Source organism: Pseudalgibacter alginicilyticus (genome assembly GCF_001310225.1).
Taxonomy (GTDB): domain Bacteria; phylum Bacteroidota; class Bacteroidia; order Flavobacteriales; family Flavobacteriaceae; genus Pseudalgibacter; species Pseudalgibacter alginicilyticus.
The window spans coordinates 2,750,293-2,767,403 of the sequence record NZ_CP012898.1 but is presented as its reverse complement, the minus strand read 5'-3'; the positions used below and the strand labels follow the sequence as shown (position 1 = coordinate 2,767,403).

12 protein-coding genes are annotated in these 17,111 nt (G+C 31.4%); 8 read left to right on the top strand and 4 right to left on the bottom strand.

The features are described from left to right. Positions 1 to 5: 5 nt before the first annotated feature. Both fabF and APS56_RS11415 read right to left on the bottom strand, forming a co-directional pair. Positions 6 to 1,256 carry a beta-ketoacyl-ACP synthase II gene (fabF, locus tag APS56_RS11420; protein WP_054728208.1) on the bottom strand — a complete coding sequence of 417 codons (1,251 nt, stop codon included), beginning with the start codon at positions 1,254 to 1,256 and terminating at the stop codon, positions 6 to 8. A gap of 12 nt (positions 1,257 to 1,268) precedes the next feature. Further along, positions 1,269 to 1,502: an acyl carrier protein gene (locus APS56_RS11415; protein WP_054728206.1), complete on the bottom strand. Its 234-nt coding sequence runs from the start codon at positions 1,500 to 1,502 to the stop codon at positions 1,269 to 1,271. 184 nt (positions 1,503 to 1,686) lie between these two features. Between APS56_RS11415 and purN the strand changes: the two genes are divergently transcribed. Both purN and APS56_RS11405 read left to right on the top strand, forming a co-directional pair. Then, complete coding sequence (gene purN, locus APS56_RS11410; protein WP_054728205.1) at positions 1,687 to 2,250, top strand: phosphoribosylglycinamide formyltransferase; 564 nt, start codon at positions 1,687 to 1,689, stop codon at positions 2,248 to 2,250. Positions 2,251 to 2,281: 31 nt separating this feature from the next. Then, entirely contained in the window at positions 2,282 to 2,923 is a 642-nt protein-coding gene (locus APS56_RS11405; RefSeq protein WP_054728203.1) for a ribonuclease H1 domain-containing protein, read from the top strand. A gap of 67 nt (positions 2,924 to 2,990) precedes the next feature. On the opposite strand, the gene APS56_RS11400 is transcribed toward APS56_RS11405, so the two are convergent. Then, positions 2,991 to 3,743, bottom strand: a complete 753-nt coding sequence (locus APS56_RS11400; protein ID WP_157757659.1) for a T9SS type A sorting domain-containing protein — start codon at positions 3,741 to 3,743, stop codon at positions 2,991 to 2,993. Positions 3,744 to 4,399: 656 nt separating this feature from the next. Between APS56_RS11400 and APS56_RS11390 the strand changes: the two genes are divergently transcribed. Continuing rightward, positions 4,400 to 5,326, top strand: coding sequence for a PfkB family carbohydrate kinase (locus APS56_RS11390; protein ID WP_054728196.1), 927 nt, complete (start codon positions 4,400 to 4,402; stop codon positions 5,324 to 5,326). Positions 5,327 to 5,465: 139 nt separating this feature from the next. Then, on the top strand, positions 5,466 to 7,364 hold the full coding sequence (locus APS56_RS11385) for an amidophosphoribosyltransferase (RefSeq protein WP_054728194.1): 1,899 nt from the start codon (positions 5,466 to 5,468) through the stop codon (positions 7,362 to 7,364). Between the two features lie 488 nt (positions 7,365 to 7,852). On the opposite strand, the gene APS56_RS11380 is transcribed toward APS56_RS11385, so the two are convergent. Continuing rightward, on the bottom strand, positions 7,853 to 8,461 hold the full coding sequence (locus tag APS56_RS11380; protein WP_054728192.1) for a superoxide dismutase: 609 nt from the start codon (positions 8,459 to 8,461) through the stop codon (positions 7,853 to 7,855). Between the two features lie 125 nt (positions 8,462 to 8,586). Between APS56_RS11380 and APS56_RS11375 the strand changes: the two genes are divergently transcribed. The 4 genes from APS56_RS11375 (at position 8,587) to APS56_RS11360 (ending at position 17,083) form a co-directional block, all read left to right on the top strand. Further along, positions 8,587 to 11,733 carry a UvrD-helicase domain-containing protein gene (locus APS56_RS11375; protein ID WP_054728190.1) on the top strand — a complete coding sequence of 1,049 codons (3,147 nt, stop codon included), beginning with the start codon at positions 8,587 to 8,589 and terminating at the stop codon, positions 11,731 to 11,733. Between the two features lie 297 nt (positions 11,734 to 12,030). Then, positions 12,031 to 13,407 carry an OmpA family protein gene (locus tag APS56_RS11370; protein ID WP_054728188.1) on the top strand — a complete coding sequence of 459 codons (1,377 nt, stop codon included), beginning with the start codon at positions 12,031 to 12,033 and terminating at the stop codon, positions 13,405 to 13,407. Positions 13,408 to 13,481: 74 nt separating this feature from the next. Next, entirely contained in the window at positions 13,482 to 16,238 is a 2,757-nt protein-coding gene (locus tag APS56_RS11365; RefSeq protein WP_054728187.1) for a PD-(D/E)XK nuclease family protein, read from the top strand. A 2-nt stretch (positions 16,239 to 16,240) separates the two neighbouring features. Then, positions 16,241 to 17,083, top strand: coding sequence for an alpha/beta hydrolase family protein (locus APS56_RS11360; RefSeq protein WP_054728185.1), 843 nt, complete (start codon positions 16,241 to 16,243; stop codon positions 17,081 to 17,083). The last annotated feature ends 28 nt before the right edge of the window (positions 17,084 to 17,111 follow it).

Genomic DNA, 17,111 nt, shown 5'->3' with positions numbered 1-17,111 from the left:
GGGATTTAATCTATTTTTTTGAATACTACGCAAGCGTTATGACCGCCAAATCCGAACGTATTACTCATTGCTACTTTAACATCTCGTTTTTGAGCCTTATTCAGCGTTAAATTTAATTCGGGATCAATATTTTCATCCACGGTTTCATGGTTAATAGTTGGAGGCACAACACCGTGCTCCATAGCCAAAATAACCGATATAGCTTCAATAGCTCCAGCAGCACCTAAAAGGTGTCCTGTCATGGATTTTGTTGAATTGATATTTATGGTTTTAGCATGGTTCCCAAAAACCTTTGAAATAGCTTTAAGCTCTGCCACATCACCCAAAGGTGTAGATGTACCATGTGTATTGATATGGTCTACATCTTCTGGCTTAAGCCCTGCATTTTCTAAACAATTTTTCATCACCTCCACAACTCCTAAACCTTCTGGGTGTGGTGCCGTCATATGATAAGCATCTGAAGACAATCCGCCTCCTGCTACTTCAGCATAAATTTTAGCACCTCTTGCTTTGGCATGCTCATACTCTTCTAAAATTAAAGCTCCAGCACCTTCGCCAAGAACAAAACCATCTCTGGTTCCATCAAATGGCCTTGAAGCTGTTTCTGGGCTTTCGTTTCTAGTTGATAGCGCATGCATAGCATTAAAACCTCCCATACCTGCAATAGTTACAGCTGCTTCACTACCTCCTGTGACAATAACATCGCAGTATCCCAAACGAATGGAATTTAAAGCATCAAATATCGCATTGGCAGAAGATGCACAAGCAGAAACTGTTGTGTAATTAGGCCCCATAAAACCATGTTTTATGGAAATGTTTGCTGGCGCAATGTCAGCAATCATTTTTGGAATAAAGAAAGGATTAAACCTTGGTGTTCCATCACCTCCAGCAAAGTTTAAAACTTCTTGCTGAAAAGTTTCTAAACCTCCAATTCCTGCACCCCAAATAACACCGACCCTTAATTTATTAACAGCTTCAAGATTTAATTTAGAATCTAAAATGGCTTCATCTGCAGCAACCATAGCGTATTGCGCAAATTTGTCCATCCTTCTAGACTCCTTTCTATCTATAAAGTCAGTAACTTCAAAATCCTTAAGCTCACAAGCAAATTTGGTCTTGAATTTTTCGGTATCATAGTATGTTATAGGCGCAGCACCACTTTTTCCACTAATTAAACCATCCCAATATTCATCTTTGGTATTGCCAATTGGTGTTAAAGCCCCTAATCCTGTGACTACAACTCGCTTTAATTCCATAAAGTGCTTTGCTTATTTTGCTGCTTCAATATATGTTATAGCTTGACCTACTGTTGCGATGTTTTCAGCTTGATCATCTGGAATTTGAATATCAAATTCTTTTTCGAATTCCATAATTAATTCTACAGTGTCTAAAGAGTCTGCTCCTAAGTCGTTTGTGAAGCTAGCTTCTGTTACAACTTCGTTTTCATCTACTCCTAACTTGTCTACGATAATCGCTTTTACTCTTGATGCAATGTCTGACATAATCTTTTAATTTTAAGTTTTAATTAGTTGGCAAAAATAAAAAACTTTATTTTATAAAACACCTTTATAATAAAAATGTGTTGGTAATTTACTAAATTACTTTTAAGTATTTATATTTTAAGCACTAATTGTTAATAATAATTCTTTTTTTTGTTCGAATAAAACTAACATTATTGTCTGTAAAATGAAGCGAATAGTAATTTTTGCATCCGGAAGCGGATCTAATGCTGAAAATTTAATCAAGTTTTTTCACAACAGAAAAAATGCATCTGTTATTCAGGTATTGACTAACAATCCTCATGCCAAAGTTATAGACAGATGCAACAAACTGCAAGTGAGCTGCCTGTCTTTCAACAAAATAGCACTAAACAAAACAAATGACGTGCTAAATATTTTAAACGCATCTAACCCAGATTTAATTGTTTTAGCGGGCTTTCTATGGAAATTTCCTGAAACCATATTAAATGCATACCCAAATAAAGTTATTAATGTACATCCTGCATTACTTCCAAAATTTGGAGGAAAAGGTATGTATGGCATGCATGTTCACGAAGCTGTTGTTTCCAATAAAGAAACTGAAACAGGTATTACTATTCATTATGTAAATGAAAATTATGATGAAGGTGCTACTATTTTTCAAGCAAAATGCAAGGTTTTAGTTACCGATACCGCTGAAGACGTTGCTAAAAAAATTCATTTATTAGAAATGGAACATTTTCCTAAAGTGGTTCAAAGGTTATTAAAATAAAAAATGGATTTCCATATTCACGGGAACTAAAATGAGCAAAAAGAGGCAAAAATATTATACCGTTTGGAAAGGGCATCACTCAGGAGTATTTAAATCTTGGAACGATTGCAAAATTCAAATTAAAGATTTTCCAGGAGCACAATATAAATCGTTTAATACTTTTGAGGAAGCCAAAAAAGCCTTAAAAAGCAATTACTTTGATTACGTTGGAAAAAGCAAAGTGTTTAAAAGTGAGTTATCGACTGAACAAATTAAAAAAATTGGCCAACCTAACTATAATTCTATTTCTGTAGATGCTGCCTCAAGCGGAAATCCGGGTATCATGGAATACCGTGGTGTGGATACCAAAACCAAAAAACAGCTTTTCATTCAAGGGCCTTTTAAAGAAGGCACCAATAATATTGGTGAGTTTTTGGCGATTGTACATGGTTTGGCTTTACTCAAAAAAAACAATAGCGACCGTATTTTATACACAGATTCCAAAACGGCCATAAGTTGGGTAAAAAAGAAAAACTGCAACACCAAACTGTCCAGAAACGAAAAAAACAAAACCCTTTTTGAATTGGTGGACAGAGCTGTAGATTGGCTTAAAAACAACACCTATAAAACGGTTATAGTGAAATGGGAAACCAAAGCATGGGGCGAAATTCCTGCGGATTTTGGAAGGAAATAAAAAACGCTATATCTTTTAAAAAATACAGCGTTTTTTAATGCCTGTGTTAGCAAAAGCTTTGAGTTATTTAATCTTTAATAAATTTTACGGTATTCCCGTTTTCTAATTTTAAAAAGTATATACCATTGGCGAAGCTCCTAATATCAATAGCCTCATTATCAAAAATTTTACCTTGAGTAATTCCTAAACCTAATGCATTATAAATACTGTATGTAGTTTTATTTTTTAAGCCTGAAACTTTAATATATTCAGAAGCAGGATTTGGTAATACTTTTATACTATTGGAAACATTAAACACATCAAGACCTAATGCGTTATCTGAAATTGAAACTGAAAATTTGGCATCTGTTATAGATAAATCAACTCCATCGCGGAAAGCATTACCTCCAGAATATTCATTAACAAAATCGGCAACAATACTCATACCTGTATCTATAGTAAATTCAAAAGTATATTGGCTACCTTGAGTTACATTTACGTCGCTAGAAATATTTATTCTAATAGGATCGTTTACTTGACTAATGGTTATTTCAGAATACGCTTGTGTATATATAGGTGTTCCACTAACCGTATTACCATTAAATATTTTAAGCGTACCAGCTGAAATTGTACCAGTTGTAGCGGCAAGAAACTGAACGTACTCTAAAGCGCCACTACACTCTGCAGTAAAGCCCTGACCTATAGACCAATTGGCAGTACTTTCCCAAGGGACTGCAAATTGAGGGTTATTATTTATAACACACTGTGCTGTTAAATTTTGTAATAAAAATGTGAAAGCTAAAATTAAGGTTGTTCTAATAGATAAGTAATTTTTTTTCATTTTTTTTTGAATTAATTTATCAATTTTTTTGTTACTGCTAACAAGGGCATAGTTTTTATAAGCCTCACTAAAACGTAAACCCAATTGGTATGTTACAAGACATTGAAAAATCCTAAATACCAAAAGTTGGGTTTGGATAAACCTTCCACTTTAAAGAAACATCTATTTCAATTGTGGTTAACGTTTCAGATATAGCATATTCTTTAATATAATAACATAGAATAAAGCTTGCCAAGACTGTGATAAATCCTGCTAGTAAAACTCGAAATGAGGTCGTTTGAGAGGGTTGCATTATTTTGCCCAAGTACTACTGTGGTAAGGCTAAAACATCGTAGAATAGAAAAGTACTTTAAAGTCATAAAATTTGGGGTTAAAATTAAATTCGGTCGCAAAAATAAAACTTTTCATAAAAAATTAAATGCCAAAAAGTCTAAAAAAAATAGAACTTTACACTAAAAAGAACAGCAAAAAACTAAAAATCAAACACATAATATCGTGTTCTGAAATAGCTATACACTAAGAACAAGTGTATGGAAACATCAAAACAAAAAGAAAACGATTAGATATCAAATACCAACCATACACACACAGATAAATTAATTCGGAATTTAGCAACTAAAAACCGTATCTTTGCACAAATTTATCACACCTCTTTAATGAGCAAATTAGTTATAGTAGGCACCGTGGCTTTTGACGCTATTGAAACGCCTTTCGGAAAAACCGATAAAATTTTAGGTGGAGCAGCAACTTATATAGGTTTGTCTGCGTCACAATTCCAAATTGATGCTGCTATAGTATCAATTGTTGGAGGCGATTTCCCTCAAAAACATTTAGACTTAATAACCGATAAAAACATAGATATTTCAGGTATCGAAATAGTTAAAGAAGGAAAAACATTTTTCTGGAGTGGTAAATATCATAACGATATGAATTCCCGCGATACGCTTACTACAGAACTTAATGTTCTTGCAGATTTCAATCCAATTGTTCCAAAGGATTATAAAGATGCTGAGATTGTTATGTTAGGAAACTTACATCCAATCGTCCAATTAAGCGTGATTGAACAAATGGAAACCAAACCAAAATTGGTTATTTTAGATACCATGAATTTTTGGATGGATTGTGCTTTAGATGATTTACATAAAGTCATTAGTAAAGTAGATGTTATAACCATTAACGATGAAGAAGCAAGGCAGTTAACAGGCGAATACTCTTTAGTAGTGGCTGCCAGAAAAATTCATACCATGGGCCCAAAATATGTGGTTATTAAAAAAGGAGAACATGGAGCTTTGCTTTTCCATGATGACAATGTGTTTTTTGCACCAGCTTTGCCATTAGAAGAAGTTTTTGATCCAACTGGTGCTGGAGATACCTTTGCGGGAGGCTTTGCAGGTTATCTTGCAAAATCAGACGATATTTCTTTTGAAAATATGAAAAATGCTGTAATTTATGGCTCCACTTTAGCTTCTTTTTGTGTTGAAAAATTTGGAACAGAACGCATGAAAAAATTATCAAGTGACGAAGTACATAAACGATTATTACAGTTTAAGCAATTAACACAATTTGAAATAGAATTAATATAAACCAGCGCGCTCTAAAATTGAGTGCGTTTTTTAATTAAACAGATTTGTGATTTTCGTAACTTATTGTACAAAACTGTTTTAATAAAATGAAAATCTAATCTTAAATTACTTTTTTCAGCTAAAGCGAAAATATTATTATATGAGTGATGCCTTAAAACATGAATGCGGAATAGCACTAATCAGACTTTTAAAACCTCTAGAATTTTATAAAGAAAAATATGGTAGTGCCTTTTATGGGGTAAACAAAATGTACCTAATGATGGAAAAACAGCATAACCGTGGTCAAGACGGTGCTGGTTTTGCAAGTATAAAACTAAACACAAAACCTGGCGAGCGCTATATAAGTAGAGTGCGCTCCATTGCGCAACAGCCCATACAGGATATTTTTGCGCAAATAAATGACAGAGTTAATAAAGAACTCCTTGCTCATCCAGAATACGCCAATGATGTGGCTGCGCAAAAAAAAAATATCCCATATATTGGCGAAGTCCTTTTAGGCCATGTACGTTATGGAACTTTTGGAAAAAATAGTGTAGAAAGTGTTCACCCATTTTTAAGACAAAACAACTGGATGCATCGAAACCTAATCATGGCAGGTAACTTTAACATGACTAATGTTAAAGAGCTATTTAGTAACCTTATTGAATTAGGTCAACATCCAAAAGAATACACCGATACCATTACCATTATGGAAAAAATCGGTCACTTTTTAGATGATGCCGTTAGCAAAATATACAGAGATTTAAAAAAAGAAGGATACAACAAAAGAGATGCCTCTCCTCTCATTGCAGAACGCCTAAAAGTTGCTAAAATTTTAAAACGTGCAGCAAAAAACTGGGATGGAGGTTATGCTATGGCTGGGCTTATTGGACATGGTGACGCCTTTGTTTTAAGAGACCCTGCAGGCATTCGCCCTACTTATTATTATCAAGATGATGAAATAGTTGTAGTAGCATCAGAGCGCCCTGTTATACAAACCGTTTTTAACGTAAAGTTTGAAGATGTTAAAGAATTAGACCCTGGCTATGCTATTATTACAAAAAAATCTGGCGAAGTTAGAATTAAAAAGATTTTAGAACCTTTAGAAAGAAAATCATGTTCGTTTGAACGTATCTATTTCTCTCGAGGAAGTGATGCTGAAATATATCAAGAACGAAAAATGCTCGGCAAACTTTTGATGCCAAAAGTACTTGAATCTATAGAAAACGACACCAAAAACACTGTTTTTTCTTATATTCCAAATACAGCTGAAACATCTTTTTATGGTATGGTAGAAAATGCCGAAGCCTATATAAACAAGAAAAAAACCAATGCTATTTTAAATGGACAGCGTAATATATCGGCTGAAAAAGTAACCGAAATTTTATCCGAAAGACCTCGAATTGAAAAAATTGCAATTAAAGATGTAAAATTAAGAACGTTTATTACTGAAGATAGTAGCCGTGATGATTTGGTAGCTCACGTTTATGATGTAACCTATGGCGTTATTAAGCCTACAGACAACTTAGTCATTATAGACGATAGTATTGTAAGAGGCACCACTTTGCAAAAGAGTATTTTAAAAATGTTAGACCGATTAAATCCTAAGAAAATTATAGTAGTATCATCTGCTCCACAAATTCGTTATCCGGATTGTTATGGTATTGATATGGCCAACTTAGAAAGCTTAGTTGCTTTTAAAGCAGCATTAGAATTGCTAAAAGATGCTAATAAATATGATATTGTTAAAGAGGTATATCATAAATGTATTGAGCAAACAGATTTAGATGATAAACACGTACAGAATTTTGTAAAAGAAATTTACGATCCGTTTACCGATGAAGAAATATCCAATAAAATTTCAGACTTATTAAGTCATGAAAGTATTAATGCTGAAGTGAAAATTATTTTCCAATCGGTTGAAAATTTACATAAAGCCTGCCCAAATCATTTAGGCGATTGGTATTTCACAGGAAATTATCCAACTGTAGGAGGTAATAGAGTTGTAAATAGAGCTTTTATTAATTTTTACGAAGGCAATAATGAACGCGCCTATTAATTATGAAATTGATAATTTTAACATTGACCTACAACAAAAAAGCGTATTTCATCAGATAAATACGTATTTCATCTAATAAATAATTTCCTTATACAAAATACATATAAATTGGTATCACCATAACATAAGTAGGTTAAGTTCATGGTAGATTTGGGGCAAAAAAAGGTGAACATCTGTTCGCCTTTTTTTATAGATTTTAATTTCCCACATTATTTTCTACATTTTACTTTTAGCCCCTAATAGTCCACACTATTTCGGTTAAGCCAAAATATAAGCCGTTTAACTAAAATATTTTAACAGTCTCTCTTACGACCATATATTTGAATCACCATAACATAAGTAGGTTAAGTTCATGGTAGATTTGGGGCAAAAAGGTGAACATCTCTGTTCACCTTTTTCATTTTAAACTTTCTTGGCATTTAAAAACATAAAAAAGCGCTTGAGATATTTCCCAAACGCTTATAAAATTTTGTAATTTAAAAAGCTATTTATTTCGCTTCAGCGTAACGTTTTTCAACTTCATTCCAGTTAACAACATTAAAAAATGCAGCAATATAGTCTGGACGACGGTTTTGATAGTTTAAGTAATAAGCATGTTCCCAAACATCTAAGCCTAAAATAGGTGTACCCCCACAAGTTACACCAGGCATTAATGGATTATCTTGATTTGGTGTTGAGCAAATTTCAACTCTACCACCTTTGTGTACACATAACCAAGCCCATCCAGAACCAAAACGTGTAGCAGCAGCTTTACTAAAAGCAGCAATAAATTCATCTTTAGAACCATAAGCAGCCTCAATAGCATCTTTTAATTCTCCAGACAAATAACCTTTATCTTCTGGGTTCATAACACTCCAAAATAAAGAGTGGTTATAAAATCCACCACCATTATTCCTTACAGCAGCATTGTTCATATCTAAATTTGCAAGAATATCTTCAATAGATTTCCCTTCTAATTCAGTACCTTCAATGGCAGCATTTAAATTATTGGTATATCCTTGGTGATGTTTTGTGTGGTGTATTTCCATAGTTCGTGCGTCCATATGAGGCTCTAAAGCATCATATGCGTATCCTAATTTCGGTAATTCGAAAGCCATAATTTTTTTGATTTTTTTAATTAATATTTAATTGTATTCAAATTTACATATAAATGCCTGCAATAAAAAATAATTAATTGTTATCAACTCATTGATAGTTTTTATATTTATCAAAATTCCTTTACATGCAAAACGCAGCTTCCTTTACAATTTATAATGCTTCCGCAGGAAGTGGCAAGACTTTTACTCTTGTAAAAGAGTACTTAAAAATCTTATTTCAATCAAATTCTGTTCATCGATACAAGAATATATTAGCCATAACATTTACCAATAAGGCGGTAGGTGAAATGAAAGAGCGTATTATAGATATGCTGAAAGCTTTTTCGGATATTGATATTTTAAAAAATCCGAATGACATGTTTGTGGTCATCTGTCAGGATTTAAACTTAGAACCCGAAATACTTCATGATAAATCAAAAAAAATACTTGAAACCATTATCCATAACTATGCAGCCTTTGACATTTCTACTATTGATGGATTTACACACAGATTAATACGGACCTTTGCATACGATTTAAATCTTCCATTAAATTTTGAAGTTGAACTTGATCAAGATACTTTGCTATATGAAGCTGTAGATAGACTTATTTCTAAAGCTGGTACGGATAAAGAACTTACAAAAACTATGGTAGATTTTGCCATAGAAAAAGCAGATGATGATAAAAGCTATGATGTGTCCTATGATTTTAATAAAATAGCAAAATTACTGACCAATGAAGACCACATTCCTTATATAAAAACGCTTAAGAATAAAACTATTGAAGACTTCAAACTGCTTAAGAATAATTTAAGAAACCAGATTCAAACTAATGAAAATGATATAGTTGAATTATCTACATCTGTTTTAAATCTTATTGAAAGTAATGGTTTAGAGTTTTCAAATTTCTCATATAAAACATTGCCAAATCATTTTAAAAAAGCCTCAGAATTAAATCTTAGAGGACTTTATGATAATCTATTAGAATCAAAAATCTGTGAAAGAAAAGGCATTTACTCAAAAACTTTAGACGTAGAAAAAAAGAATTCCATAGAAGCTATGTTGCCTCAAATTGAAACAGCATATCTTAAAAATAAACAGGCTGTTTTTCATCTTAAATTCTTAAAAGCATTTTACAGAAACCTAACACCTCTATCTGTTTTAAATGCTATTAATAATGAATTAAATACGCTTAAAGAAGAGCAAAATAAAATGCTTATTTCCGAATTTAATACCCTCATTAGTAACGAAATTAAAAATCAGCCCACGCCCTTTATTTATGAGCGTATGGGCGAGAAATTTAATCATTATTTTATTGATGAATTTCAAGACACTTCAGGACTACAATGGGATAATTTAGTACCATTATTAGACAATTCGCTGTCAAGCGAATCGGGAAGCACTTTAATTGTTGGTGATGCCAAGCAAGCCATATACCGTTGGCGTGGCGGTAAAGCAGAGCAATTTATAGATTTATATAATAAAAAATCAATTCCATTTCAAATAAAACAAGATGTAAAAAACCTCCCTGTAAACTATAGAAGTTTTAAAGAAATAATCACCTTTAACAACAACTTCTTTAGATTTTTAGCTACTCAGGTTTTTAGCAAAGAAACTCATAAAAATCTTTATGAAAATGCATATCAAAACACTTCTAAAAAGGAAGAGGGTTTTGTTAATCTTTCTTTTATAAACACTGAAAAAAAAGAAAATACAGATGAGTTATATCCAAAAAAAGTTTTCGAAATAATAACAAATTGTACAGAAAAGGGCTATGATTTAAAAGACATTTGCGTATTAGTCAGGAAGAAAAAAGCAGGTATTGTCATTGCCGATTATTTGAGCCAACAAAAGATCCGTATTATGTCTTCTGAAACATTATTGCTACAAAATGCTCCCGAAGTTGTTTTTGTAAATAACATTTTAGCTTTGCTAACCCAACCAAAAAATGATGAAATTAAAATTGCCACTTTAAACTATTTGACATCCAAATTAAATATAAAAAACAAACATCCATTTTTTACAGAATACATTCATTTACCTTTAAATGAATTCTTTAAAAATTTGGAAGCTTTTGGTATTTATATTGATAGTTCAAAGCTGCTTCAACTTCCACTTTACGAATTAGCAGAAACTATTATACGCCAATTTAACTTAACAGAAACTTCCAATGCTTACATTCAATTTTATTTGGATTTGATATTGGACTTTACAACTAAAAAAGGCTCTGACATTACAGGTTTTTTAGATTATTTTGAAAAGAAAAAGGAAAGCCTCAGTATTGTATCTCCAAAAGGGCAAAATGCTGTACAAATTATGACGATACATAAATCTAAAGGTTTAGAATTTCCAGTCGTTATCTTTCCTTATGCCGATTTAGAAATATACAAAGAGTTAGAGCCCAAAGAATGGTTTCCAATAAAAAAAGAAAATTTCAATGGTTTTTCGCATACTTTATTAAACTATAATAAAGATTTCGAAAATTTTGGTGAAATTGGACAAACCATATATAACAACCATCAAGCTGCTTTAGAATTAGATAATATCAATTTACTTTATGTAGCACTCACAAGACCCGTTGAGCAACTATATATAATTTCACAAAAGGAAAAACTTACAAAAGAAGGCCTTTCAAATAAAAAATATTCAGGATTATTCATTAACTATTTAAACCATTTAAATCTTTGGAATGACGTACAATTGTCATATGATTTTGGCTACAATTCTCCAAAAATATCAAAAAACACAAACGAAGAAATATCTGCTACAGAACAAGAAACATTTATATCTTCAGCAAAAGAAAATCACAATATAAAAGTAATTACAAATTCTGGATACCTATGGGATTCTGCACAAGAAGAAGCTATTGAAAAAGGGAATCTTATCCATGATGTTATGGCAAAAATTAAAACAAAATCTGATGTAGATTCTGTTTTATTAGAGTTTGTAAATTCTTCAAAAATTGATAAACAACAGGCAAATTCATTATTGTTGTTAATAAATAAAATTATAGAGCATCCTAAATTAGGTTACTATTATAATACTAATACAACCAATGTGATTCACAATGAACAAGATATTATAACAAAAAATGGTGTAATTTTAAGACCAGATAGAATTATAATAAATGCCAGTAAAGAAGTCGTTATTATTGATTACAAAACAGGTGCTGAAAATAACAAATATAAAAATCAACTAATAACCTACCAAGATGCATTAGAAGAAATGGGCTATTTAGTTAAAAAAAAGGTACTTGTATATATAAATAATGATGTTCTGGTGATGGAAATTTGAAAAAAAACTAACTTTTTTTATCTACAAATAAAAAATTTCGATGAAATGCAATATTTTTCTGTCATTATAAAAAATAAATGCTACAAAACAAATTTTGTTCACCCCTTATAAAATCTGACAAAATCAAGATTGTTAATAAAATTATAAAGCTTAAAGAGCAAAAAAACAATCTAAAATCATTCTGAACTATCGATAAACAAACGATTTGTTTGATTTTTTTATATATTTGTCTTTGTTAATAACATTTAACAACTTACTTTTGTTCTCGATTAACACTTAAAAATTAAACTTTTGAATATGAAAAATCTTAGCAGATTATTGTTGGCTATGTTGCTTGTACTTGGTTATAGCAACTCGGACGCACAAGACAAAAACAATCCATGGCAAATAACCATTGGAGCAAATGCAGTTGATGCATACCCATCAGGAGACGGTGGTCTATTTAGTGAAACTATTTTTGATGAATTCGCTAATGTAGATGATCATTACAATATTCTTCCATCTTTATCTACTATCTCTGTATCTAAATATGTAGGTAATGGATTCTCTTTTGGAGTTGCTGGATCTTTAAATAAAATTGACAAATGGGGTGATATCAGTTCAAACCCTGATGTAACTAACAGTGTTGATGATTGGTCATACTATGGTGTAGATGGAACAATTAAATATAACTTTTTAGAAGGAACTACGCTTGACCCATTCGCAGGAATTGGTGGTGGTTACACTTGGATTGATGAAATTGGAGCTGGAACTGTAAACGGAACAATTGGTTTAAATGTATGGTTTAACAACAATATTGGTTTAACTATTCAATCTTCTTATAAACATGCGTTTGAAGATTACTTACAAACACATTTCCAACACACTGCTGGTATTTCAATCAAATTTGGTGGAATTGATACTGATGGTGATGATATTTATGACAAAGATGATGCTTGTCCAGATGTTCCTGGTTTAGAAGCTTTCAACGGATGTCCTGATACTGATGGTGATGGCATTGAGGATAGCAAAGATGATTGTCCAAATGAAGCAGGTAGTGCTGAATTTAATGGATGTCCTGATACTGATGGTGATGGTGTAGTTGATAAAGATGATAAATGTCCTACTGTTGCTGGTTTAAAAGCTTTAGCTGGTTGTCCAGATGCTGACGGTGATGGTGTAACTGACGCTGATGATAAGTGTCCTAACGAAGCTGGTCCTGCTGCTAACCAAGGGTGTCCTTACCCTGACACAGACGGTGACGGTGTGTTAGATAAAGATGATAAATGTCCAGATGTTAAAGGTACTGTTGCAAACTCAGGTTGTCCTGAAGTAACTGCTGAAGTTCAAAAAACTTTAAATGAGTATGCTAAAACAATTTTATTTGATACTGGTAAATCTACTATCAAATCTCAATCTGCAGCTGTATTAGCTGATATCATCAAAATTTTAAACGAATACCCTACTGCTAAATTTACTGTAGAAGGTCATACGGATAGTATTGGTAGCGAATCTTTAAACCAAAGACTATCTGATTCTAGAGCTAACTCAGTGAAAGAATACTTGATTAAAAATGGAATTGATGCTTTCAGATTATCTGCACTTGGTTATGGAGAATCTAAACCAATTGATTCTAACAAAACAAGTAAAGGTAGAGCAAACAACAGACGTGTTGAAATTAACTTAGCTAAATAATTTTATTTAGTTAATTTTAAATAAGTTTTACAAAAAACGCTTCGGATATCCGAAGCGTTTTTTATTTTTATACAATGACAACTTTCATTTTTGATGTTTTAAAAGATTTACAAAATAATCAAGAAAATTTATCGGAACTAACTTTTATATTGCCAAGTAAAAGGGCTGGACTTTTTCTAAAGCATCAAATAGCACAGGCTACGCAACAGACTATTTTTTCTCCTAAAATAATTAGTATTGAAACTTTTGTTGAAGAACTCTCAGGGCTTAAAGCGGTTTCAAATACTGAACTATTATTTGAGTTTTACAATGTTTATATTCTCAATTCAAATAAAAATCATGTAGATTCCTTTGAATCATTTTCTAAATGGGCGCAGATACTACTTCAAGATTTTAATGAGATAGATAGATATCTTATACCTCAAAAAAGCATTTTTGAATATTTAAGTGATATTCAAGACCTAAAACATTGGTCTATTGAAGACAATCAAACAGATTTTATAAAAAAATATTTAGCATTCTGGCACCGTCTTAATAACTACTATTCAAAATTTACCGAGGTATTATTAAGTAATAATATTGGCTACCAAGGGCTTATTTATAGAGTGGCTGCTAAAAATATTAAAACCTATATTCAAAATAATACTAAAAACACTCATGTTTTTTTAGGTTTTAATGCCTTAAATTCTGCTGAAGAAATTATTATACAAAGTTTATTGGAAAATAAATTAGCTAAAATTTACTGGGATATTGACTCCGTATTTATTAACAACCCAAAACATGATGCAGGTTTATTTACAAGACAACATAAAAAAAATTGGCCTTATTTTAAAAATCATTCTTTTAATTGGATAACAGAAAATTATTCCAAAGAAAAAAATATTCATATTTATGGCATTCCAAAAAACATAAGTCAATCAAAATATATTGGTTCATTATTAAATAATATAAAAAAAGAACAAGGTTCTTTAGATCATACAGCTGTGATACTTGGAGATGAAAACTTATTGGTTCCCGTTCTAAATTCACTTCCTAATAATATAAATGCACTAAATATAACAATGGGATTTCCGCTAAATTCAATTCCATTAGCATCCTTATTTGAACAATTATTTCAAATTCATAAAAACACCACAGATTCCTTTTATTACAAAGACGTTATAAATGTATTATCACATCAATATATTAGACCGTTATTTTATGTAGATGGTGAAGACCATGCCTCAAAAATAATTGATACAATAAACGTCAACAATATAATTTATTTAAATACACAACGATTAAAAAACATTTCAAATTTAAGTAGTGATATTATAAATATGTTGTTTTATAATTGGGATAAGTCCATTGATACTGTATTAAAAAACTGTATACAACTTATTCTATTTATTAAAAATCATCTAGACAAAAACAAACAAGCTCATTTACTTTCATTGGAATATTTATTCAAATTTAATAGTTTGTTTAATGAATTAACACGATTGAACTCAGAATACAATCACATTAAAAACGTCTCGACTTTACACAGTGTATACAAAGAATTGTTAAGTTCTGAAACTTTAGATTTTCAAGGCGAACCCTTAGAAGGGCTTCAAATTATGGGTATGTTAGAATCTCGGGTTTTAGACTTTGAAACCGTTATTATTTCTTCTGTAAATGAGGGTATTCTACCTTCAGGAAAAAGTAACAACTCATTCATTCCTTTTGATGTTAAAATTGAGAATAAATTACCAACCTATAAAGAAAAAGATGCTGTTTACACCTACCATTTTTATAGACTTTTGCAGCGAGCCAAAAACGTTTACATTATCTACAATACAGAAATTGATGTATTAACTGGCGGAGAAAAAAGTAGATTTATAACGCAACTTGAATTGGAAAATATTCATAATATTTCGCATCAAATAATAACACCAAAAGTACCTGTCATAAAAGCTACCTCCAACAATGTTGAAAAAACACCAGATGTTATTAATAGACTCAAAGTTATTGCTGAGAAAGGATTTTCACCATCATCACTTACCAGTTATATTAGAAATCCCTTAAGTTTTTATTATCAAAAAATATTGAAGATAAAAGAGCATGATGATGCCGAAGAAACCATTGCAGCTAATACCCTTGGAACGGTAGTGCACAATACACTTGAAGATTTTTACAAACCCCTTGTTAACAGCTTTTTAACTATTGAAATAATTAAAAAACTAAAAACTCAAATAGAAGAAAAAGTGACCTTCCATTTTACAAATGAATACAAGGAAGGTGACATAACAAAAGGTAAAAACCTCATTGTTTTTGAAATTGCTAAGCGCTATGTTCTTAATTTTTTAAACATAGAAATTCAAGATTTAAAAGCAGGAAACCAAATAAAAATAATAGCAATTGAAGCCGAAAATAAAGTAAGCATTAATATTCCTGAATTAGATTTTCCAGTTCACATAACAGGTAAAGTAGATCGAGTTGACCAATACAATGGCATTACAAGAATTATAGATTACAAAACAGGTAAAGTAGAACAAAGTAAAGTAGAAATAACAAACTGGGAAGCCATTACTACTGATTATGATAAATTCAGCAAAAGTTTTCAAGTGCTTTGTTACGCCTACATGATGCAAAAATACGGTACTATCCAATTACCCGTTGAAGCCGGTATTATTTCCTTTAAAAATTTGAATGCTGGTTTTATTAAATTTGGAAAGAAAGATGCTCAAAATAATAAAAACAAGCAACAATTGGTAACGGAAGACACCTTAAAAGATTTTACTTCAGAATTAAAAAAATTAATTTTAGAAATTTGTAGTATCAATATACCATTCATTGAAAAAGACGTTTAATAATGATCATTTCAAAAAACATAATTATTGAGGGTAGTCATTCAAAACCTATACTTACAGATATTTTTTATACAAAAAATAACAAACCCAAGCCGATCATTATTTTTTGCCATGGCTACAAAGGTTTTAAAGACTGGGGCGCTTGGAATTTGATGGCTGCTGCCTTCGCGAATGCGGGATTCTTTTTTATAAAGTTTAATTTTTCACATAACGGTGGCACAAGTAATCAACCTATAGATTTTCCAGATTTAGAGGCTTTTGGAAATAACAACTACACCAAAGAACTTGATGATTTAAAAGTGGTTATAGATTGGATTTGCAGCAATGATGATCTAAAAAAAGAAGCTGATACTAAAACCCTGTCTTTAATAGGTCATAGCCGTGGAGGAGGTATAGTAGCCATTAAAGCAGAAGAAGATTCTAGAATAAAAAAACTTATTACCTTGGCAAGCGTATCAGATTATGCCAATAGAATGGGAAGTTTAACCAACATAACATCTTGGCAAAAAAAAGGTGTTAAATTTGTTGTAAATGGACGAACCAAACAACAAATGCCCCATTACTATCAATTTTATGAGGATTTTATAAAAAACAAAAACCGACTAACCATTGAGCGAGCAGTTTCAAATTTAAAAATCCCACATTTAATCCTCCATGGTAGTGAAGACACAAGTGTTTCAATTAAAGAAGCCAATAACCTTCATAAATGGAACCCTAAAAGTAAATTTAAAGTCATAGAAGGTGCTAATCATGTGTTTGGAGCTTCACATCCATGGAAAAAAAAGACGCTACCAGAACACTTAAAAGACACTATTAATACCATTATTACTTTTTTAAACAATTAAAAAAATATATATAAAACCACTTTCATTA